Below are 18,832 nucleotides of genomic sequence, written 5' to 3'. Positions count from 1 at the left end.
ACTAGGCAGCCCCGACATTAGCGAACAGCGGACGGTCTTTGACGATATCTCCGCTTGCCGCTACTCGCTGTTTTTGTGATTCGGCAAAATCAAGCATGCGTTGTAATGGCTTTCTAGCTGCTGCTGCTAGCTCAGGTGTCATCAACACTTCACCGCTCCGATGCTTTAAGCATTGCTCGATACCTTGCAGTCCATTCATTGCCATCCAGGGGCAAAAAGCACAGCTTTTACAACTGGCACTTTCACCCGCAGTAGGCGCAGCCAAAAAGCGCTTATTTGGCGAGCGCTTTTGCATTTCATGCAAGATGCCCAAGTCGGTGGCGACGATAAAGGTATCGGCATCCATCTCATAAGTTGATTGCAATAATTTGCTAGTAGAGCCGACCACATCGGCCAGTGCTACGACGCTATCAGGTGATTCAGGGTGTACCAATACTTTGGCATCTGGATGATCCTGTTTTAATTGCAGCAGCTCGGTCGCTTTAAACTCGTTATGTACGAGGCACGAACCTTGCCAGAGCAGCATATCTGCGCCCGTCTCTTTAGCAATATATTTACCCAAATGGCGATCGGGGCCCCAAATAATTTTTTCACCATTCGCATGCAAATGACGAATGATGTCGATGCCAACCGATGACGTAACTACCCAATCGGCACGGGCTTTCACAGCAGCACTGGTATTGGCATAAACTACGACGGTACGCTCAGGGTGAGCATCACAAAAGGCCGAGAACTCATCAGCAGGGCAGCCCAAATCGAGCGAGCACTCGGCTTCCAAGTCTGGCATCAGTACGGTCTTCTCCATACTTAAAATTTTGGCCGACTCACCCATAAAGCGTACGCCTGCGACTACTAAGGTCCGCGCACTGTGCGCTTGTCCAAAGCGCGCCATCTCGAGCGAATCACCCACGCAACCGCCAGTTGCTAATGCCAAATCCTGAATAAAGGGATCGACATAATAATGGGCGACCAATACCGCATTATGTTCTTTCAATAATTGCTTGATATTTTCTTCAACCGCAAGCCGTTCAGCACGTGGTAAGTCTGCTGGCATTTTAGCTTTGGCATATTCAATATTCATTTGAGTGGCAATGCGAGTGTCATTGCTCATGATGGGCGCGTCGTAAGGATAAGTTTTCATAAATGCAAACCTTTTAGGCAGTAACGACAAGCAATATGTCGCGAAAAACAAGTCAATTAGAGACAGCTGGCGAATCAGATGTTTTAATTATGCTCATTTTGAGCATAAATACAAGTGTTTTTTATAACTTGATTTCAAAATAATATTTATTTTTACAGAATTTTCCTAGGGCGTGTCCTCATTTTAAAAATGGTGATAAAAATGAGGTGAATTGTAGTCAAACAAGGAAAATAGTGCAGACAATATCGAGATATTACCTAGCTATTTGACGATGCTTGGCAAGATTTAACCGTTTTTAGCCCATTTAGATTGCTATCGGTTGAATTGAGGACACGCCCTAATGATTGTTGGTATCCAACTCTTTCAACCCCTTATAATTACAACCGCAGGCTATGATAGTTTTAGATTCACGTTATACTGAGCACTATTGTTAGAGTTGCATATGACGAGCTCATCATTCCATTCATATAATCAAAGGATCGTTGCTAAAGTCATGACGTTGTCTTATTCACATGCACATCAACAGGGAAGTGGTACCACTGAGGTGGTCGCGGTGTTAGTTGCGATTACCGACCACAGCGCCCGGGTCTTAACAGTGGATCAAGGCAAACTCTTGCCCAATGGCCCTTTGATGCCGTTGCATCGCTCCTTGCAAGCAGGTGTACGGCAATGGGTGGAAGAGCAAACGCAGCAGCCGCTTGGTTATCTAGAGCAGTTATATACCTTTGTCGATACCAATAGACGCAATGTTGATGGTCATGCACTGGTGTATGTGAGCTATCTGGGTCTGGTGCAAGAGACACAAATGCAAGCACGCCAAAGTCAGGCGCTATGGCGAGATTGGTATGATTATTTTCCATGGGAAAATCACTTGGATGGGACGCCTAGCATCATTCTGGATTACATCGTGCCGGCGTTATTGGACTGGGCAAACGCTGGGTCTGATGAGGTCATTCAGCAGCGTCGCCGTCAGCGTATTGGCTTATGCTGGGGCTTAACGGCAGCATCTATCGCTGACGATACAGATATTGAGAATGCCAGCGCAGCAAGTCATGACAAGGCTTATGAGAGTAGAGAGTGGGTCGCTGAGCATGTACTGCTACGCTATGAGATGCTGTACGAAGCAGGACTGATACCTGAAGCACCGACATATCCACCCAGTTATCAACTTAATGAGCAAACCTCTCAGCAGCCTGCTTCTTATCAATCTACTTCTCATCAACCTAAGCTGCCTACCGATTGGTCGCAGCTGATTGGCGTGCCCATGTATTACGATCATCGTCGCGTGATTGCGACGGCCATCTCTAGATTGCGCGCAAAGATTGAATACCGACCGCTTATCTTTGGCTTAATGCCAGACGTTTTTACCTTGTCACAATTACAACAAAGCGTTGAGGCGTTATCAGGGGTGCGCCTGCACAAGCAAAACTTTCGCCGATTGCTAGACTCGCAAAACTTAGTGGTACCGACGGGGCAGAGTAGTAGCGCCCAGCGCGGTCGCCCTGCCAAGCTTTATCGTTTCCGTCATGATATCGAGCTACAAAGCTTGTTAATGGACAGTAAATTACCCAAACGAAACAAATAGTCGCCACCTTATTCCTGCGATATTCTTGCCGCATGCTATTTCTATAAACTTTAAGCACAGGTACAAAGAGCTATAAAATGCTTACCTTTGCTTGCGAGCTTGCTCACTTTGCGCTATATTTATGCTCATTTTGAGTTTAAATCATTAAAATTTATATAAGGGTTAAAGATGACAGTTGCACGAGAGCCAGCGTTGGATGAAGTATTGCTTAAACCCTTGGTTGAGGCTGCCCTAACCGAAGACTTGGGTCGACGCGGAGATGTCACATCACAAGCCACCATTCCCGCCGATATGCAGGCGCAGCTCCAGATTAAAGCGCGGCAAGCCGGCGTGATATGTGGTATGGACTTGGCGCGTTTATCGTTTGCCTTGGTTGATGCACAGATAGCGTTCATCGCTCAAGTTACCGATGGTGAGAGAGTTGAAGCAGATACGGTATTGGCTATCGTGCGTGGTAATGCGCGTCATCTATTGACGGCAGAGCGTACTGCATTGAACTTTATGACCCATCTGAGTGGCATTGCGACGGCAACACGGCAGATTGTTGACAGTGTAGCAGAGTATCCGGCGCAAATTACTTGTACGCGCAAGACCATTCCTGGCCTGCGTATCCTCCAAAAGTACGCGGTACGCTGCGGCGGTGGTCGCAATCATCGCTTGGGCTTAGATGACGCCATTTTAATTAAAGACAATCATATTGCTATCGCTGGTGATATCAAGACCGCTATTCAACAAGCGCAAAATTTCGCTGGCCATTTGATTCCCATTGAAGTAGAGGTGGATACGCTAGAGCAATTAGCGCAAGCACTAGACGCTGGTGTGAGTTTGGTGCTATTAGACAATATGTCCCCTGAGATATTGTCGCAGGCGGTGGCCATGTGTAAAGGTCGTGCCAGAACAGAAGCCTCTGGCGGCATCACCCCTGAAACGGTGCAAGCAGCCGCAAAAACGGGCGTTGATTTTATTGCTATGGGCTATTTAACGCATAGCACTACTGCGCTAGATATTGGTCTGGATTTTAGCGCGTAGTTTTCAATACGCCTGTCTTAACACGACTTGTTTAACCATTAGTCTTCATCAGATTATCCACCCACCAAATGACTGCTGAGCGATCGGGGGTCAGCCACTATTTTCGCTGATATACTAGTGTCAGAAAGGTAAGCAAAGTTAATGATTTAATTAGCTTATCTGCCTATGCTACAATGCCACTGCTAACCGCCTATTGGGTCATCGTTGCACTCGCACGATGGCCTTATCTTTTTGCCCAAGTTTTATCGATAGACAAGCGAGCGCTCAGTGAATACTGAAATCATCAAAATTATCTTAGCTTTTGTGGTGTTGATCAATCCGTTTAGCGCCTTGACGTTATTTTTGGACTTGACTCGTGGTTATTCAATGAATAATCGCCGCAAAGTGGCACGCGTTGCTTGCTTGACTATTTTTATTACCATCAGCTTTTTTACGATAGCAGGTGAAACGCTACTAAAAGCTTTGGGTATCTCTATCGGCTCGTTCCAGCTGGCGGGTGGTATATTGGTATTTTTGATTGCCTTGAATATGATGAATGGCGACGGGAATCCCGTTAAGCCGGACCAAGAAAACTTCGATGTCGATCATGTACAAGACTCGCCACCGACGATGGCTGCTGCAGTAGTGCCATTGGCGATCCCTATGATGATTGGACCGGGTGGTATCTCCACAGTTATTATTTATTCTTCACAAGTTTCTGGTATTTTGCGGGTATCAGCGGTATTAATCGCCGGCTTATTAATCAGTCTCTTTTGTTATTTGGCATTGATGGCAGCAGGTCGTATCAGCCGTCTATTGGGTGATACTGGGCTTAATATTATGAGCCGAATCATGGGGATGCTACTGGCTGCGGTCTCTATCGAAATTATTGTCAGTGGACTGCGCACCTTATTTCCCGATTTAGTCTAATTACTTATTTTTTCGACATTTCATTTCCAACATTCCAACTATCATTCTCAGGCCATTTAGGCTCTTGCGTTCAGATTGAGCACACGCTCTAGGCTGTGTAACACATATACAGTCTATCTTCGCTTAGCAAACCCCTCCAACAGTATCAATTCAGATAAACCGATATTTACTGAACACCTTAATGTTACAAGACTAAACTTTGAATGGAGTCTATCTTTTATAGTCAAAATATCTTAAAAAAGCGATGGTATTGCTGATATCAATTTTTTGTAGTCTTTGTCTGCGCAGGCACAGCAAGCAACAAAATTAGATATCAGTAGTACGTGCTGGTTCGATATCACTTTGTACTCACTATAAATGGTAGTTGTGTCTTCAATAATCATTATTAATTACCAAAAGTACTGTCAAAAACGCCATTAATGAAAATATGTTATAATAGATATACATTATTCTTATGGGAGTTAATCTTGAGTAACAAAAGAATTGCTATTTTAGGAGCAGGTCCAAGTGGTTTGGCGCAATTACGAGCCTTTGAAGCGGCTCGTTTAGCTGGTGCGACAGATTTACCTGAGATCATCTGTTATGAAAAGCAAAATGCTATCGGTGGCATGTGGAATTACAGTTGGCGTACTGGATTAGATAGAAACGGTGAACCCGTTCACGGCAGTATGTACCGCTACTTATGGTCGAATGGGCCAAAAGAATGCTTAGAGTTTGCCGATTATTCGTTTGATGAGCATTTTGGTGAAGCGATCCCCTCATACCCACCGCGTGAAGTTTTAAAAGACTACATCATGGGACGCATCGATAAGCAAGACATTCAAAAGTACATCCGTTTTGAATGCCCAGTACGTTGGGTATCATTCGATGATGAGACACAAAAATTCACCGTGACGGTGATGAATCATAAAAGCGGTGAGCAAGAAGTTGAAGAGTTTGATTACGTCGTAGTAGCGACCGGTCACTTCTCAACGCCGAATATGCCTTACTTCGAAGGATTAGAAGCGTTCCCCGGTCGTATCTTGCACGCCCATGACTTCCGCGATGCCTTAGAGTTTAAAGACGAAGATATCTTACTGATTGGCAGCAGTTATTCTGCTGAAGACATTGGCACCCAGTGCTATAAGTATGGCACCAAGTCAGTTACTATCAGCTATCGCAGGCAAGCACTCGGCTATGACTGGCCAGAAGGTATTAAAGAAGTGCCTTTAGTCACCCATTTTGAAGATGATGTGGCACACTTTGCTGATGGTACTAGTCAAAAATTCGACGCCATCATTATGTGCACAGGCTATTTGTTTCACTTCCCCTTTATGCCAGATGAGTTACGTTTGCAAACGCACAACTGCTTATATCCAGCCAATTTGTATAAAGGTATCTTTTGGCAGCCCAATCCAAAGCTTATTTATCTGGGTATGCAGGATCAGTATTTCACCTTTAATATGTTCGATGCGCAAGCGTGGTATGCCCGCGATGTGATGGTGGGTGATATCGAATTGCCTGATTTGGCGACTCGTGAAGCAGATGAGCAAGAGTGGTTGGCAACTTATGCGAAGTGTGCGACAGTCAGTGATTCGATCGACTTTCAAGCCGCTTATATTCGTGACTTAACCAATGCGACCGATTACCCAGAGTTTGCGGTAGAGAAGCAGGGCGAAATCTTAAAGGAATGGCAAAAAGACAAAGCCGACAATATCATGACCTTTAGAGAAAAGGCCTATCGTTCTACGTTGACAGGTACGTTATCGCCTGAGCTACCAGAGCCTTGGCTGGATGTCCTTGATGATTCCCTAGAGCACTTTTTGAATTTAACCTTTGTTAAACCTAAAAAGCGTAAAAAAGCTTCATAAATAACAAGTGCGAACTAAAAAAGCCAAACACGTTTATACAATGTGTTTGGCTTTTTTGCTTTTAAAGAATCAGTGTGACCTCTTAAGCTAAAAATCTGTATTTGTGTAGCTATTTTACGGCTTTGACATATTGGCTTTGACATATTGGTTTTAATATATTAGCTCTGGTATAAATGCCAAGCCAAATACAACATCAATAACCCTACCAAGGCATCGAGTATGTTCCAAGCTTTTGGCTTGGCAAATAGGGGTCTGAGTAAGCGTGCACTATAGCCTAGCGCGAAGAAGAAAAAGAACGAGGCGCTGACAGCACCAACGGCAAAGGCCAGTTTGCTACTTGCGCCTGTTGAAACCATGCCGACGAGTACCAAGGTATCTAGATAGACGTGTGGATTGAGCCAAGTAAAACCAAAACAGAGTAACAAGGCTTTTTTTAAGCTGGTAACAACGTGTCCATCGACAGTGAGCGCGTGTGATAAGCGCACACTGGCATACAGACTTTGGATGCCATAGGCCAGCAAAAATATGACGCCCGCAATTTTGGCAATATTGACGGCTTGCGGGTACTGAGCCGTGACTGCGCCAAAGCCTGCAACGCCAGCAGAGATTAAAAACGCATCGCTCACTGCGCAGAATAGGCAGATAAAAAAGATGTGCTCGCGTTTGAGTCCTTGTTTAAGGACAAAGGCATTCTGTGAGCCAATAGCAATAATGAGTGAAAGCCCTAGCAAAAATCCAGAGGTGTAGTCGGTCGCATTCATAGTTATTTACTTGGGGTCTGTTAAATATTCAAATATTAGGACTGCTGATCGCTAAAATGGTTCCAAACCTTTTATCAAATCAGGCGTATACCGACGTTAATGTCTAGACCTTAGCGAGGTTTACAACGACGTTTGGGGCGATTTTAGCATCAGCCTTTCAGGGCAGGACTATTTTTTGCCAATATACTGTGAAATTTTCTAACTTAGAATGACTAAGTGTCCAAAATTTCCCTGCATATTGTCTAGGCCGTGTCCTCAATTCAACCGATAGCAATCTAAATGGGCTAAAAATGGTTAAATCTTGCCAAACATCGTCAAATAGCTGATTAATATCCCGATATTATTTGCGCTATTTTCCTCATTTGACGGCAATTCACCTCATTTTTATCACCATTTTTAAAATGAGGACACGCCCTAAAAAATAGCCACTGCCAGTGCCACATTTGAATGTACAACAGAGCCTAATATTAAAGACCAAAACGTTGACGTTTGCTTACTGGCAGCAGGCTAAAAAACTGTTAAGATAAGTCATCGAGTTATTGAATGCAATAGCATCAAATCACAATAGAAGTAGTAAAATTAAAAAACTGAGTATAGAGCGATAAGTACTACTGAGAGTGCGGCTGATATTTTATTGTCTGTATAGACGTCGCTGTATGGTAGGTAGGCGTGAGTAATAAATGGGTGAGGGGCAGAGTAAAACATGGTCGTAAGTTTGACAAGAATGCTACAGTCATTTGGGCAAGCTCAAGATGACCTGCCAGCCATAGCTGCCAAAAATGCTCAGGCAACGGCTATCAGTCAAGATATAGAGGTGACTGATAACAATGATAAAAACAATCAAGCGGTCAGTCAGCGTTCTGTACTGACGCCTCCTGAGCGTGCCGATCGTATTTGTGAAGCGTTATCGCAAGTCAATGACATTCGCTCGCCCACGCCACTGACCGACCGCTATTTGTCCAATCGCGCTGCGATGCGACCGACCAATAGACCACCTTTTGACCCCGATACCTTGTGGTATCTCAAACATGGACGCTGTCCGATTATGACTGAGCTTGTTGATGTGGTCGATGAAGCCACCCTAAATGCCATGCCTATTGAGGCCGTTGCGATACTAGACCGTATTAACGGCAAGCTAAAGCGCTACCGTGAGTGGAGCAGTGAGCTGAACGAGCAGCAACAGCAGCAACATAACGAGCGTCAGTTTGTCATTGATAAACTCATATCTGAGAGCATTCCAGAAGCGCTACACCATTATGAACAGCTACAGCGCTTTAGCCCGCATCGTACCAAAAATACCATGGTGCAAGGAAAGATGACCGCAGGTGATATGTTGACCGATTTGTTTTTAGAGATTGATTATGAGCTTGATGAATTGCTAGACGAGCTACACCAAACGGTGATGAACAAACTTGCTTCTACCCATCGTTATGTCAAAAGTCGTACGCAAAGCTGAACGATAGTACTTGCACTCGTTCTGTGACTGCTATAAACATCATTAAAAATAATAATAAACTTGCTAGACCATTCTGCTAAATCATTTTATTCAACCATTAGGACACTCCAATGACCCAAGTAACTGCGATGCTCGTGATGTTTGTTTTATATGGGGTGTTACCAGTAGCAGGGTTATATCTGGGATATCGTGGTATCAAAAAAGTGACTGCGCCTAAAATGCTTGAATACAAAGCAATGCCGCAGCTAGGTTATATCCCCGAAAAAAGCTTGCCGACTGAGGTTAAAACAGCCCTCGAGCAAATTAATGAAAAAGGGGAGAAGCTGCGGGTCATTTATGGTGATACCAACAATGATGGCAAGATAGACGATAAAGATACGGTCAATGAAACTTATATCATGATTCAAAATTTGATGGACAGGCACGTACCACAAGCAGTGACTGACTATCGCCGCTTGCATGATTTAGATGTTGGGGAGGGCGCGCTTGCCGATAGCACTAAGATTAAGCACTCTAACGTCACTGGAAAAGAAGCGTTACTAGACGTGTTGCGCACCATCAATACGCAATTTGACGATTTATTAAATGCCTCCTACCATCAAGACGGCCAAAAGCTGCTGGCGACCAATCGATATTTACAACAACGTTTTAATAATCCTGCTATTACTACCGATATTCAAAAGCTCAATAACGATGTTAATAGGGTTAATAGGGTTAATAGTGTCAGTGATGCTGATACTAAGGTAAAAAGCCAAGCAATTGAAAGTCCAACTGGCGCCAATGACGGACAGGTGAGTGCTGAGGATATCAAACTGTAAAAAAGGCAAAGTCGTATGGTTAAAAGATGAAGAGTAAGCGTATATGAGCATCTTAATAGGCATTGGCATTGTGACGACGGTGACCACCTTCTATTTAGGTAGAAAAGGCTGGCAAGCGTTGCATAAAGCCGTCGGTATCACCCCAAGGGTGCCCACTTATCAAGATTATGATGTACCGTTATCACTATCTACGTTGTCACCATCTACGTTGTTATCTACCATACATTGGCAACAGCTAACATTGGATACAGAACATCTAAAAGTTTTGTCCGAGCCACAGTTGCGTCAATTAAAAGGTATTGATGAAAAAGTAAACAGCTATCATAATTACCAAAAAGAGCAGCAAGCGCAGCATAAAACGCCTGAATTCACAGAGTCGCAGTTTGTGCTGCACAAACTCTTGCATACTCGCTTGCCTGAGACGCTTGCCAGTTATTATCATCTAGCAAAGGCCGATATAAGCACTACCAATATAAGCACTAACAATGTGAGTAATGGCAAAAAAGCGGAAGCCAATGAGTTATTACAGCAGGTATTCAACAATATTGAGAGTCGCCTAGATATATTATTAGCGCAGGAGGAGACGCGGCATTTACAAGACTTACGAGTGATGACACGTTATATGGATAGTCATCGTAGCTAAATCCTGAGTTGGTAAAGTGCTTATAAAAACGCATAAAAAAGCTGCCCATAATGAATATTCATGATGGGCAGCTTTTTTATGGTTTACGCTAAATCTAGCAACGACTTAACATAAATTTCGATTAACGCTTATCGTTGCGATCACGGGTATTGCGCGAACCGCGACTGGCAGGGCTACCGCTACTTTTTGGTTTCGCATTGCCACTACTATTGCGACTATCGCTACGAGTATCGGTGCGACGCGCTTTAAGTGGCTTATTCTTGATACGTTCTTGCTTTTCTTTCGCGGCGCCATGCAGACCAGTACCGTGGCGTGGGCGTAAGCTGACTAAGTCTGTTAGAGTATTGATGTCTTTTTTATCCAGCTCTAAAAAGCGACCTGTGCGTAGCTCTTTTGGTAACACAATCGTGCCGTAGCGCGTACGCAATAGACGGCTGACTTTGAGACCTTGTGACTCAAATAGGCGACGTACTTCACGATTACGGCCTTCTTTTAGTTTGACGTGATACCACTTGTTGACGCCTTCACCGCCACCTTCTTTGATGTCTTCAAACTGTGCCATGCCATCTTCTAACATAACGCCAGAAGTCAGCGCACGGGCGATATCAGGGGTAACTTCGCCCAATACACGTACCGCATATTCGCGTGTTACTTCGCTAGATGGGTGCATCAAACGGTGCGCCATCTCGCCATCATTGGTAAACAACAATAGGCCAGTTGAGTTAATGTCCAAGCGTCCGACCATGACCCACCGATCATGAGTTAGCTTTGGCAGACGTTCAAAAACCGTTGGACGACCTTCTGGATCGTTGGCAGAGCAGACTTCGCCTTCAGGCTTATAATATGCCAATACGCGGCGACGCTTCTCATTTTCAGCCGTATATTTAATTTGACGACCATCAACACGGATCTCATCGCCTGGTTCGACGCGATCACCGATGGTTGCTGGGCCATTATTGACCGTGACGCGCCCAGACTTAATGACTTCTTCCATCTGACGACGTGAACCAAGTCCCATACGGGCGAGGGCTTTCTGTAATTTTTCATCTTTCATAATCAATTCCTTGAGTCGGTGGGTTTACATTTCTCAATGTATAAATTTGAAGGGCATATTCTACGCTATTTGTGTTATATATGCAGCACTTGATTGTCATTAAAAAATTGCTTTAGTTATTAAAACAAAATATATTCAAATATTTGAATATATTTTAGAAAATTAGGTAACAACTGTCTAATAACTAACTTCATGTGTTATTATAACGGTGTTTATTTTTGTTTCTACTACGATGGTTTAGTGTGTTCTTGCTAATGTAGTATTACAAAAGTTGCTCAATCGTTAATAGATGATATTTATCACTATGTTTTATAAGGTTCTTCTATGCGTCGCAAGTCATACAGCCTATTAAGAGTAGCGTGTTTCCTACTTGTCAGTATGTTATCAGCCTGTACCAGTATCAATTCTGGACTTCAAGCGGGTGATTTGCCGCCTAATGGGGCCTTTGTGGCCGAAAACGGTATTACCTTTAATGTTCAGCCATTAAACGTAGCGACATTACCGCCTAAGCAAGCCACAGTGCTCGATAGCGACTTATATAACCTAGTCAAAGCATCGGGACGGATAGATTATCGTATTTCTGAAGGCGATATTCTAAGTATCGTCCTGACCGGCTATCCTGATATAACGCCTTCTGCCGCTGCTAGTAGTGGTAATCCTTATACTTCGGGCTTTCCGGTTGATCAACAAGGCTTTATTCAGTTTCCTTTAATAGGACGTATCAAAGCCAGCGGTATGAGTGTGCCGCAGTTCACGGCGACGTTGCAAAGTAAGCTACAGCGCTATCTTAAATACTCAGATCCACAAGTCAAAATTGTTAACTATCGGGGCAGTAAGTTTTTTGTCGATGGTGACGTCAATCAATCTGGGGAGTTTGCTATTGCTGATGTGCCGGTTTCCTTATATAGCGCAATTTCTATGGCGGGCGGTGCTACAGAAGCTGGTGACTCCAATAATATTGTCTTAAATCGCCAAGGTAAGAACTATAACCTAGGATTGCGGTCATTACGTCAAATGGGTCTGTCTGCCAATCAGATTTACCTACAAGATGGCGACTCTATCCATGTCAATAGCCAAAGTCGTAACAAAGTTTATGTGTTGGGCGAGTTTGGCAAAATTGCACCAGTTGCTATCCCTGAACAAGGGTTGAACTTAGCGCACGTACTGGGCGAGTCGAGTGGGCTAAACGCTAACACTGCCAATGCTGCCAAAGTATATGTTGTCCGTGATAACCCAGAATACAAGTATACCAATATTTATTACGTCGATATGCAGACCATCACCAGCTTAGCATTGGCCAATCGCTTTGAGATGCAGCCTAATGATATTCTTTATGTTGATCCGACTGGTTTAACGCGTTGGAATCGTATTATTAGTGCCTTATTACCATCAACCTCTGCAATCAATACGCTTTCACGGTTATAGGTTATAGGTACGAAACATTATGACGTTTGAAAATATTTTGGTCGTTTGTGTGGGCAATATCTGTCGCAGCCCTATTGCTGCCGCCCTATTGATAGATAAATTTCCGCAGAAAAATATTGATTCTGCTGGGCTGTCCGCCGTCGTTGGGCATTCCGCGGACGCAAAAGCGCAAGAAGTTATGAGGGTGGATGGTTTAGATATGTCTGACCATGTCGCTAAGCAGATTGATGAAGCATTAGTGACAAAGGCTGACCTGATTTTAACTATGTCAGTCAACCAAACTAGATGGATTGAAGAGCAATGGCCACATTGCCGTGGTAAGACCTTTCGGATTGGCCATTGGCTGGATAAAGACATTGCCGATCCTTATCAGCATGAAAAATCTGTATTTGAGACAGTAAAGAAAGATATTGTCGAAAGCCTTAAGCAATGGAATGACAAAATTAGCTGAGCGATTAAAATTAAGCGACTGCTATTAAGCAACCAACATGAAGTGGTGAATACATAGTGATAAATACAGATTCAAAGAACCTATCAAAGTCTAACGGTGACAAAGAGGGTGATGACATTGATTTAATGGCACTTTTACTAGTGTTGCTACGTGGCTGGAAAGTCGTGGTTTTTTTTGCTGTATTAGGGTTGATAATAGGGATATTGTATAGCCGTTATGTCAATCCAACATTTAAGTCAGATGCGCTGATACAGATTGAGGAAAACTCTCAAGGTATTGCTGCACTCGGCGATAGTATCTCAGAGCTGGTCGGCTCAGAGGCCAGCAAAGCCCAAACAGAGGCAGAGCTCATCAGATCACGGATGATATTAGAGCCGGTCGTTAATTTATTACATCTGCGTATCCAGCTTACTGATCCTAATATCAGCGCTATTGATAAAATAAAAAATGATCGTACTGATACCCAAATTAATACTGCTGAAGGCGTGTCACTAGATACTGAAAGTGGCCAGGTACAGATCAGCCAGTTTGATGTATCACAAGCCTATCTAAACCAAAATTTTACGTTGACGAGATCTGCCACAGGATTTGTATTAACCAATGGCTTTGATGAGTTTAAGGGTCAGATTGGTCAGCCGCATAAGTTCAAAGGCGTAGACGGTCAGATCCATATTACGGTGAATGAGCTACCGACTGAAAGCTATCCTATCAATATTAGCAAACAGTCAGTAAAGGCCACCACAGATGCCATCAATACTGCATTGTCTGTAGTGGAAAAAGGTAAGCAGACAGGTATTATTCAGCTGTCGATGACTGGAGCAAACCAGCAGCAAGTGACAGCAGTGCTGAATGAAATCGTTTTATCTTATGTCAATCAAAACCAATCGCGCGGCTCTGAAGAAACCACCAAAACCATTAGTTTTATGGAGACTCAGATCCCAACACTAAAGAAAAGGCTAGAAGACTCTGAAGCCATATTTAATGAATTCCGTAAAAAATACGGCACGATTGATGTCGGTAAAGAAGCGGAGTTACTATTAGGTGAAAACTCTCAAATCGACGCACAACTGAATGAGCTTAAACTTAAAAAAGCGGATCTGACGACTTATTATACTGAAGAGCATCCATTGGTCATTCAAATCAATGAACAACTTGCCGTGCTCAATGGTAGAAAGCAGGAGATCGACAATACCATTGCTGGTTTGCCTGAAATCCAAAGAGAATTCTTACAGTTATCCGAAGATACGGCGATCAATAGAGAAATCTATCTAACGCTGCTCAAAAACTACGAACAGCTAAAAATCGTCAAAGCAGGTCAAATAGGCTTTGCACGTATCATTGATTTGCCGATCAGTACCTTTAAAGCCATCGCGCCTAAGAAGCTGCAGATCATGATACTAGCAATGCTCTTAGGTACGATGCTAGGAGCTATGCTCGTTTTACTCAAAAACTTACTGAGAAACGTGGTAAAAGACCCAGAGCGCTTAGAGGCCAAGACTGGTGTTCCGGTGATTGCGACCATTCCGCGCTCACCCTTATTATCAAGATTAAGTAAAAGTAAAAAATCTGCCGATCGGATGCTGGCTCATGTCGATCACAATAGTCTGAGCTATGAAGCGATAAAAAGTCTCAGAACGAACCTGATGTTCGGAATGCCAAGAGAAGGTTTAACGGCCCAATCTGCCAAGGTAATATTAATTACTGGAGAAAGCCCAGGGGTTGGTAAGTCTTTTATTTCTGCTAACCTCTCAGAGGTATTTGCCCAGTTGAACAAAAAGATATTGGTCATCGATGCAGATATGCGCTTAGGTGAGCTGCATAAGATGTTTAATATGAGTCAATATAATGGCCTCGCTGATTATTTGATGCAAGACAACGGCAACAGTCACCTGGCCCAAGTCACTGGCCTCCAAAAAAATAATGCGGTCTCTAACCTAGGTATTGCTGACTTTATTCATCCTACAGCTATGGATCATATTGATTTTATGCCGCGAGGCAAGCATCCGCACAATCCTGCATCGCTACTGATGAATGATAATTTTGGTCAGCTGATGGCAGAGCTAAAGTCTCAGTATGATTATATTATTATCGACTCACCACCAGTACTGGCAGCTTCAGATGCCATGGTCTTAGGTCAATATGCGGACAAGGTACTCATGGTAACGAGGTATGATGATTCAATAGAGGGACAGTTGGTTTATGCCGTCAAGCAGATGAATAAATCCAACATACAAGTAGATGGCATTATTCTCAACGATGTACAGCAAGGTCTGATGAGTAAATACAGTTATCACTATAATTATGCTTATGGTAATAACCAATAGTTAGCTTTTTGGAAATTCTACCAAAATTCACGTTTTTAAGTGGTTGAGTGTTATGTCTACTAATTCAAAACCGTCAAGTGATTATCCATCACTTAATGGCAAAACTGGCTGGCTACAACGTATAGCCGAATACTTGTTATCGTTGCCCCGTAGTGTAAAACGAGCGATTTTACTCACTACAGACTTGGTAGCATCTTTAGTGTGCCTGTTCTTAGCGTTGTCGTTGCGCTATGGTGACATCGCTCATAACATTAGTCCTATCATATTATTATCTTATGGTACGCTGCCTATTGTCGGTTTATATTTGATTGGTTTCTATAAAGGGGTGGCACGTGGTTTTTTAGACACGGTTATGGGTAGTGTGGCAAAGCTGTTCTTTTTGCTTATGGTGGTCTATGAGATCATTATTTATTTAAACCCTTTAGAAGATATACCGCGCTCCGTTCCCATTATCTTTCTATTTTTCTTCTTTATCTGGTTATGGAATAGTCGTCTTACTATACGTGAGCTCTTGATGCGCTGGAGCGGTAGAGCCCAGCGTCGCCTTAAAGACGATGGTGTTTATGACAATGTAGTTATTTATGGAGCGGGAGAGGCTGGTCGAGACTTATTAGAGGGTCTTAGAAATTCGCATAAATATAATGTTGTGGCTTACGTTGATGATGATCCACAGCTTGCTGGTGCTTATTTGCTTGGTAAAAAGATTTATCCGGCTCGTGATTTAGTAAGCTTAGTAGAAGAGTTAGATATTGCGCAAGTATTTTTGGCTATTCCTTCTATCAGCCGCGCGCAAAAACGCCAGATTATAGATAAACTTTCGGGCATCGCTATAAAGATTAAAGAATTGCCTAGTCTAGAGGAAATTGCTGACGAAAAAGTGACCGTTAGTAGTATGCGCAAAGTAGACATCTTAGATGTGTTAGACAGACAGACTGTTGAACCTGATGAAAAATTGCTACAGATGAATATTAAAGATAAGTGTGTGTTGGTCACTGGTGCTGGTGGTTCTATCGGTAGCGAGCTATGTCGTCAAGTAATCAAGAATAAGCCAAAATGCCTAGTACTCTATGAGCTGTCCGAGTTTGCGCTTTATTGCATCCATCAAGAGCTAACCATTAAGCAAGCAAATACGCCTGCTTATCAAGATATTAAAATCGTTGCAGTCATCGGTAATGTCACCAATGAATCCAACCTGCTTAGAATACTGAATCTCTATAACATCCAAACGGTTTATCATGCAGCTGCCTATAAACATGTGCCAATGGTAGAGCATAATCCTTTTGAAGGCGTTATTAATAATACCAAAGGCACTTATCACTGTGCCCGAGCGGCGATTGCAGCAAATGTAGAAACATTTGTACTGATCTCGACCGATAAAGCGGTAAGACCGACCAATGTGATGGGCGCCTCTAAGCGTCTGGCAGAGTTAGTTTGCCAAGCGCTAAGCCATACGGATAGCCAAACCTGTATCAGTATGGTGCGTTTTGGTAATGTCCTAGGTTCGTCGGGCTCTGTTGTGCCTTTATTTACCAAGCAGATTGAGCAAGGTAAGCCGATTACGGTCACCCATCCTGATGTGACTCGTTACTTTATGACGATTCCAGAAGCGGCAAACTTAGTCATCCAAGCAGGTGCGATGGCATCGGGTGGTGAAGTGTTTGTCCTCGATATGGGCGAGCCCGTTAAAATCGTTGATTTGGCCCACCGAATGATTCATTTAAGTGGTTTTGATATTAAAGATGCTGCCCATCCTGAAGGTGATATCGAAGTAATCTTTACGGGTCTTAGAGCCGGAGAGAAGCTCTATGAAGAGCTGATCATCGGTGAAGACAACATTGAATCGACTTATCATCCATTGATCATGCAAGCAATAGAGCATAGCTTTCCATTAGATGAGCTTGAATCGGTATTGTTTGAGTTGAACGAAAAACAAAAAGAGTTTGATGTCCCTTGGCTAAAGCAGCGGTTTAAGCAGTTCGTCGCGGGTTATCAAGAAGGAACTAAAGCTGCATAACACTTAATAAATGCCTTAAATATTATAGTTAAATAAAACTGGTTAGATGAACAAAGGAACATTATGTTAGATATCAAGAATATAAAAATAGCGGTTATCGGACTTGGCTACGTCGGTTTGCCTTTAGCAGTTGAGTTTGGCAAGCAGCATTCAGTCGTGGGTTTTGATATCAATGCCAGTCGTATTGCTGCTTTGATAGCGGGTAGCGATCATACTTTAGAGGTTAGTGACGAAGAATTAGCTGAAGCGACACATTTGCGCTACAGCTCAGACATTCAAGTGCTGAAAGACTGTAATTTCTTTATCGTAACAGTACCCACACCCATCGATGACTTTAAGCAGCCTGATTTGACACCATTGATCAATGCCTCAAAGGCGATTGGTACATTACTAAAAAAAGACGACATCGTCGTTTATGAGTCGACAGTCTATCCTGGCGCGACCGAAGAAGTTTGTATTCCGGTGTTAGAGCAAGTATCTGGCTTAGTCTTTAACCAAGATTTTTATGCAGGTTATAGCCCAGAGCGTATCAATCCGGGTGATAAAGAGCACCGCGTGACCAATATTTTAAAAGTAACGGCAGGCTCTACCCCAGAAATCGCAGATTTTGTGGATGAGGTATATAACCTAATCATCACGGCAGGCACACACAAAGCGCCGAGTATTAAGGTGGCAGAAGCGGCAAAGGTAATTGAGAATACTCAAAGAGATGTGAACATTGCCTTAATCAATGAGTTGGCCGTTATTTTCAATAAGATGAATATTGATACCGAAGCCGTGTTAGAAGCAGCGGGTACTAAATGGAACTTTTTGCCGTTTCGTCCGGGTTTGGTCGGTGGACACTGTATCGGTGTCGATCCTTATTATTTGACTCATAAAGCGCAAGCGATTGGTTATAACCCCGAGATTATATTGGCTGGCCGCCGTCTAAATGACAGTATGGGTGAGTATGTTGTCACTCAACTAGTCAAAACCATGATTAAAAAACGTATTCAAGTTGAAGGTGCCAAGGTTCTGGTATTAGGCTTGAGTTTTAAAGAAAACTGTCCTGACGTACGTAATACTAAGGTTATTGATATCGTACACGAGCTGCAAGAATATAATATCGATGTCGATGTGTACGACCCATGGGTAGATGCTGTAGAGGCCCAAAGAGAGTACGGTGTTAAGCCTGTCAATGAGCCTACAGCCAATAGCTATGATAGTATTATTTTAGCAGTAGCTCACAGTGAGTTTGTCGATATGGGCGTAGCGCATATAAGAAGTTTAGGTAGACATAATCATGTGCTATATGATCTGAAGTATGTGTTCGCCAAAGAAGACACAGATATCCGTCTATAAGCCTATATAGTCTTACAATAACAGCATGCGA

General features: G+C 43.2%; 15 protein-coding genes. 12 read left to right on the top strand and 3 right to left on the bottom strand.

Annotated features, from left to right (window positions below; translation table 11 throughout):
* Position 1 precedes the first annotated feature (1 nt).
* Positions 2-1,141 (bottom strand): quinolinate synthase NadA, encoded by a 1,140-nt coding sequence (nadA, locus tag AAEY79_RS07260; RefSeq protein ID WP_352287891.1) that lies wholly within the window; start codon positions 1,139-1,141, stop codon positions 2-4.
* Between the two features lie 493 nt (positions 1,142-1,634).
* Here nadA and AAEY79_RS07255 point away from each other — a divergent pair, with 493 nt between their 5' ends.
* The 4 genes from AAEY79_RS07255 to AAEY79_RS07240 all read left to right on the top strand — a co-directional run bounded on the left by AAEY79_RS07255 (position 1,635) and on the right by AAEY79_RS07240 (position 6,514).
* Positions 1,635-2,726, top strand: a complete 1,092-nt coding sequence (locus AAEY79_RS07255) for an NrtR DNA-binding winged helix domain-containing protein (protein WP_352287889.1) — start codon at positions 1,635-1,637, stop codon at positions 2,724-2,726.
* A gap of 168 nt (positions 2,727-2,894) precedes the next feature.
* Positions 2,895-3,755, top strand: a complete 861-nt coding sequence (gene nadC, locus AAEY79_RS07250; protein ID WP_101211549.1) for a carboxylating nicotinate-nucleotide diphosphorylase — start codon at positions 2,895-2,897, stop codon at positions 3,753-3,755.
* Between the two features lie 267 nt (positions 3,756-4,022).
* Positions 4,023-4,664: a MarC family protein gene (locus tag AAEY79_RS07245; RefSeq protein WP_025653130.1), complete on the top strand. Its 642-nt coding sequence runs from the start codon at positions 4,023-4,025 to the stop codon at positions 4,662-4,664.
* A gap of 467 nt (positions 4,665-5,131) precedes the next feature.
* Positions 5,132-6,514 (top strand): NAD(P)/FAD-dependent oxidoreductase, encoded by a 1,383-nt coding sequence (locus AAEY79_RS07240; RefSeq protein ID WP_352287886.1) that lies wholly within the window; start codon positions 5,132-5,134, stop codon positions 6,512-6,514.
* 158 nt (positions 6,515-6,672) lie between these two features.
* On the opposite strand, the gene AAEY79_RS07235 is transcribed toward AAEY79_RS07240, so the two are convergent.
* Positions 6,673-7,275 carry a LysE family transporter gene (locus AAEY79_RS07235; RefSeq protein WP_352287883.1) on the bottom strand — a complete coding sequence of 201 codons (603 nt, stop codon included), beginning with the start codon at positions 7,273-7,275 and terminating at the stop codon, positions 6,673-6,675.
* A gap of 724 nt (positions 7,276-7,999) precedes the next feature.
* Between AAEY79_RS07235 and AAEY79_RS07230 the strand changes: the two genes are divergently transcribed.
* The 3 genes from AAEY79_RS07230 (at position 8,000) to AAEY79_RS07220 (ending at position 10,192) form a co-directional block, all read left to right on the top strand.
* On the top strand, positions 8,000-8,731 hold the full coding sequence (locus AAEY79_RS07230) for a hypothetical protein (protein ID WP_101211550.1): 732 nt from the start codon (positions 8,000-8,002) through the stop codon (positions 8,729-8,731).
* A gap of 110 nt (positions 8,732-8,841) precedes the next feature.
* Complete coding sequence (locus tag AAEY79_RS07225) at positions 8,842-9,549, top strand: hypothetical protein (RefSeq protein WP_352287881.1); 708 nt, start codon at positions 8,842-8,844, stop codon at positions 9,547-9,549.
* 43 nt (positions 9,550-9,592) lie between these two features.
* A complete protein-coding gene (locus tag AAEY79_RS07220) occupies positions 9,593-10,192 on the top strand; it encodes a hypothetical protein (protein WP_352287879.1) in 600 nt (199 codons plus the stop codon).
* 121 nt (positions 10,193-10,313) lie between these two features.
* On the opposite strand, the gene rluB is transcribed toward AAEY79_RS07220, so the two are convergent.
* Positions 10,314-11,246: a 23S rRNA pseudouridine(2605) synthase RluB gene (gene rluB, locus AAEY79_RS07215; RefSeq protein ID WP_352287876.1), complete on the bottom strand. Its 933-nt coding sequence runs from the start codon at positions 11,244-11,246 to the stop codon at positions 10,314-10,316.
* Positions 11,247-11,570: 324 nt separating this feature from the next.
* Between rluB and AAEY79_RS07210 the strand changes: the two genes are divergently transcribed.
* The 5 genes from AAEY79_RS07210 to tviB all read left to right on the top strand — a co-directional run bounded on the left by AAEY79_RS07210 (position 11,571) and on the right by tviB (position 18,801).
* The gene (locus AAEY79_RS07210) at positions 11,571-12,671 is read left to right on the top strand and encodes a polysaccharide biosynthesis/export family protein (RefSeq protein ID WP_352287873.1); all 1,101 of its coding nucleotides are present in this window, start codon (positions 11,571-11,573) and stop codon (positions 12,669-12,671) included.
* Between the two features lie 19 nt (positions 12,672-12,690).
* Positions 12,691-13,122, top strand: a complete 432-nt coding sequence (locus tag AAEY79_RS07205; protein WP_352287870.1) for a low molecular weight protein-tyrosine-phosphatase — start codon at positions 12,691-12,693, stop codon at positions 13,120-13,122.
* A gap of 59 nt (positions 13,123-13,181) precedes the next feature.
* Positions 13,182-15,446, top strand: coding sequence for a GNVR domain-containing protein (locus AAEY79_RS07200; RefSeq protein ID WP_407074187.1), 2,265 nt, complete (start codon positions 13,182-13,184; stop codon positions 15,444-15,446).
* Between the two features lie 52 nt (positions 15,447-15,498).
* The gene (locus AAEY79_RS07195) at positions 15,499-17,460 is read left to right on the top strand and encodes a nucleoside-diphosphate sugar epimerase/dehydratase (protein ID WP_352287866.1); all 1,962 of its coding nucleotides are present in this window, start codon (positions 15,499-15,501) and stop codon (positions 17,458-17,460) included.
* Between the two features lie 63 nt (positions 17,461-17,523).
* Positions 17,524-18,801: a Vi polysaccharide biosynthesis UDP-N-acetylglucosamine C-6 dehydrogenase TviB gene (gene tviB, locus AAEY79_RS07190; protein WP_352287863.1), complete on the top strand. Its 1,278-nt coding sequence runs from the start codon at positions 17,524-17,526 to the stop codon at positions 18,799-18,801.
* Positions 18,802-18,832: the final 31 nt, after the last annotated feature.

The organism is Psychrobacter sp. GW64-MNA-CIBAN-0177, assembly GCF_040309585.1.
GTDB classification, from domain to species: domain Bacteria; phylum Pseudomonadota; class Gammaproteobacteria; order Pseudomonadales; family Moraxellaceae; genus Psychrobacter; species Psychrobacter okhotskensis.
This window is presented reverse-complemented; position numbering and strand designations above follow the sequence as displayed.

Excerpts from the sequence above, each read along its gene's own strand:
- nadA (WP_352287891.1), bottom strand. The coding sequence starts at position 1,141 with ATGAAAACTTATCCTTACGACGCGCCCATCATGAGCAATGACACTCGC.
- AAEY79_RS07255 (WP_352287889.1), top strand. The coding sequence starts at position 1,635 with ATGACGTTGTCTTATTCACATGCACATCAACAGGGAAGTGGTACCACT.
- nadC (WP_101211549.1), top strand. The coding sequence starts at position 2,895 with ATGACAGTTGCACGAGAGCCAGCGTTGGATGAAGTATTGCTTAAACCC.
- AAEY79_RS07235 (WP_352287883.1), bottom strand. The coding sequence starts at position 7,275 with ATGAATGCGACCGACTACACCTCTGGATTTTTGCTAGGGCTTTCACTC.
- AAEY79_RS07230 (WP_101211550.1), top strand. The coding sequence starts at position 8,000 with ATGCTACAGTCATTTGGGCAAGCTCAAGATGACCTGCCAGCCATAGCT.
- AAEY79_RS07225 (WP_352287881.1), top strand. The coding sequence starts at position 8,842 with ATGACCCAAGTAACTGCGATGCTCGTGATGTTTGTTTTATATGGGGTG.
- AAEY79_RS07220 (WP_352287879.1), top strand. The coding sequence starts at position 9,593 with ATGAGCATCTTAATAGGCATTGGCATTGTGACGACGGTGACCACCTTC.
- rluB (WP_352287876.1), bottom strand. The coding sequence starts at position 11,246 with ATGAAAGATGAAAAATTACAGAAAGCCCTCGCCCGTATGGGACTTGGT.
- AAEY79_RS07210 (WP_352287873.1), top strand. The coding sequence starts at position 11,571 with ATGCGTCGCAAGTCATACAGCCTATTAAGAGTAGCGTGTTTCCTACTT.
- AAEY79_RS07205 (WP_352287870.1), top strand. The coding sequence starts at position 12,691 with ATGACGTTTGAAAATATTTTGGTCGTTTGTGTGGGCAATATCTGTCGC.
- AAEY79_RS07195 (WP_352287866.1), top strand. The coding sequence starts at position 15,499 with ATGTCTACTAATTCAAAACCGTCAAGTGATTATCCATCACTTAATGGC.
- tviB (WP_352287863.1), top strand. The coding sequence starts at position 17,524 with ATGTTAGATATCAAGAATATAAAAATAGCGGTTATCGGACTTGGCTAC.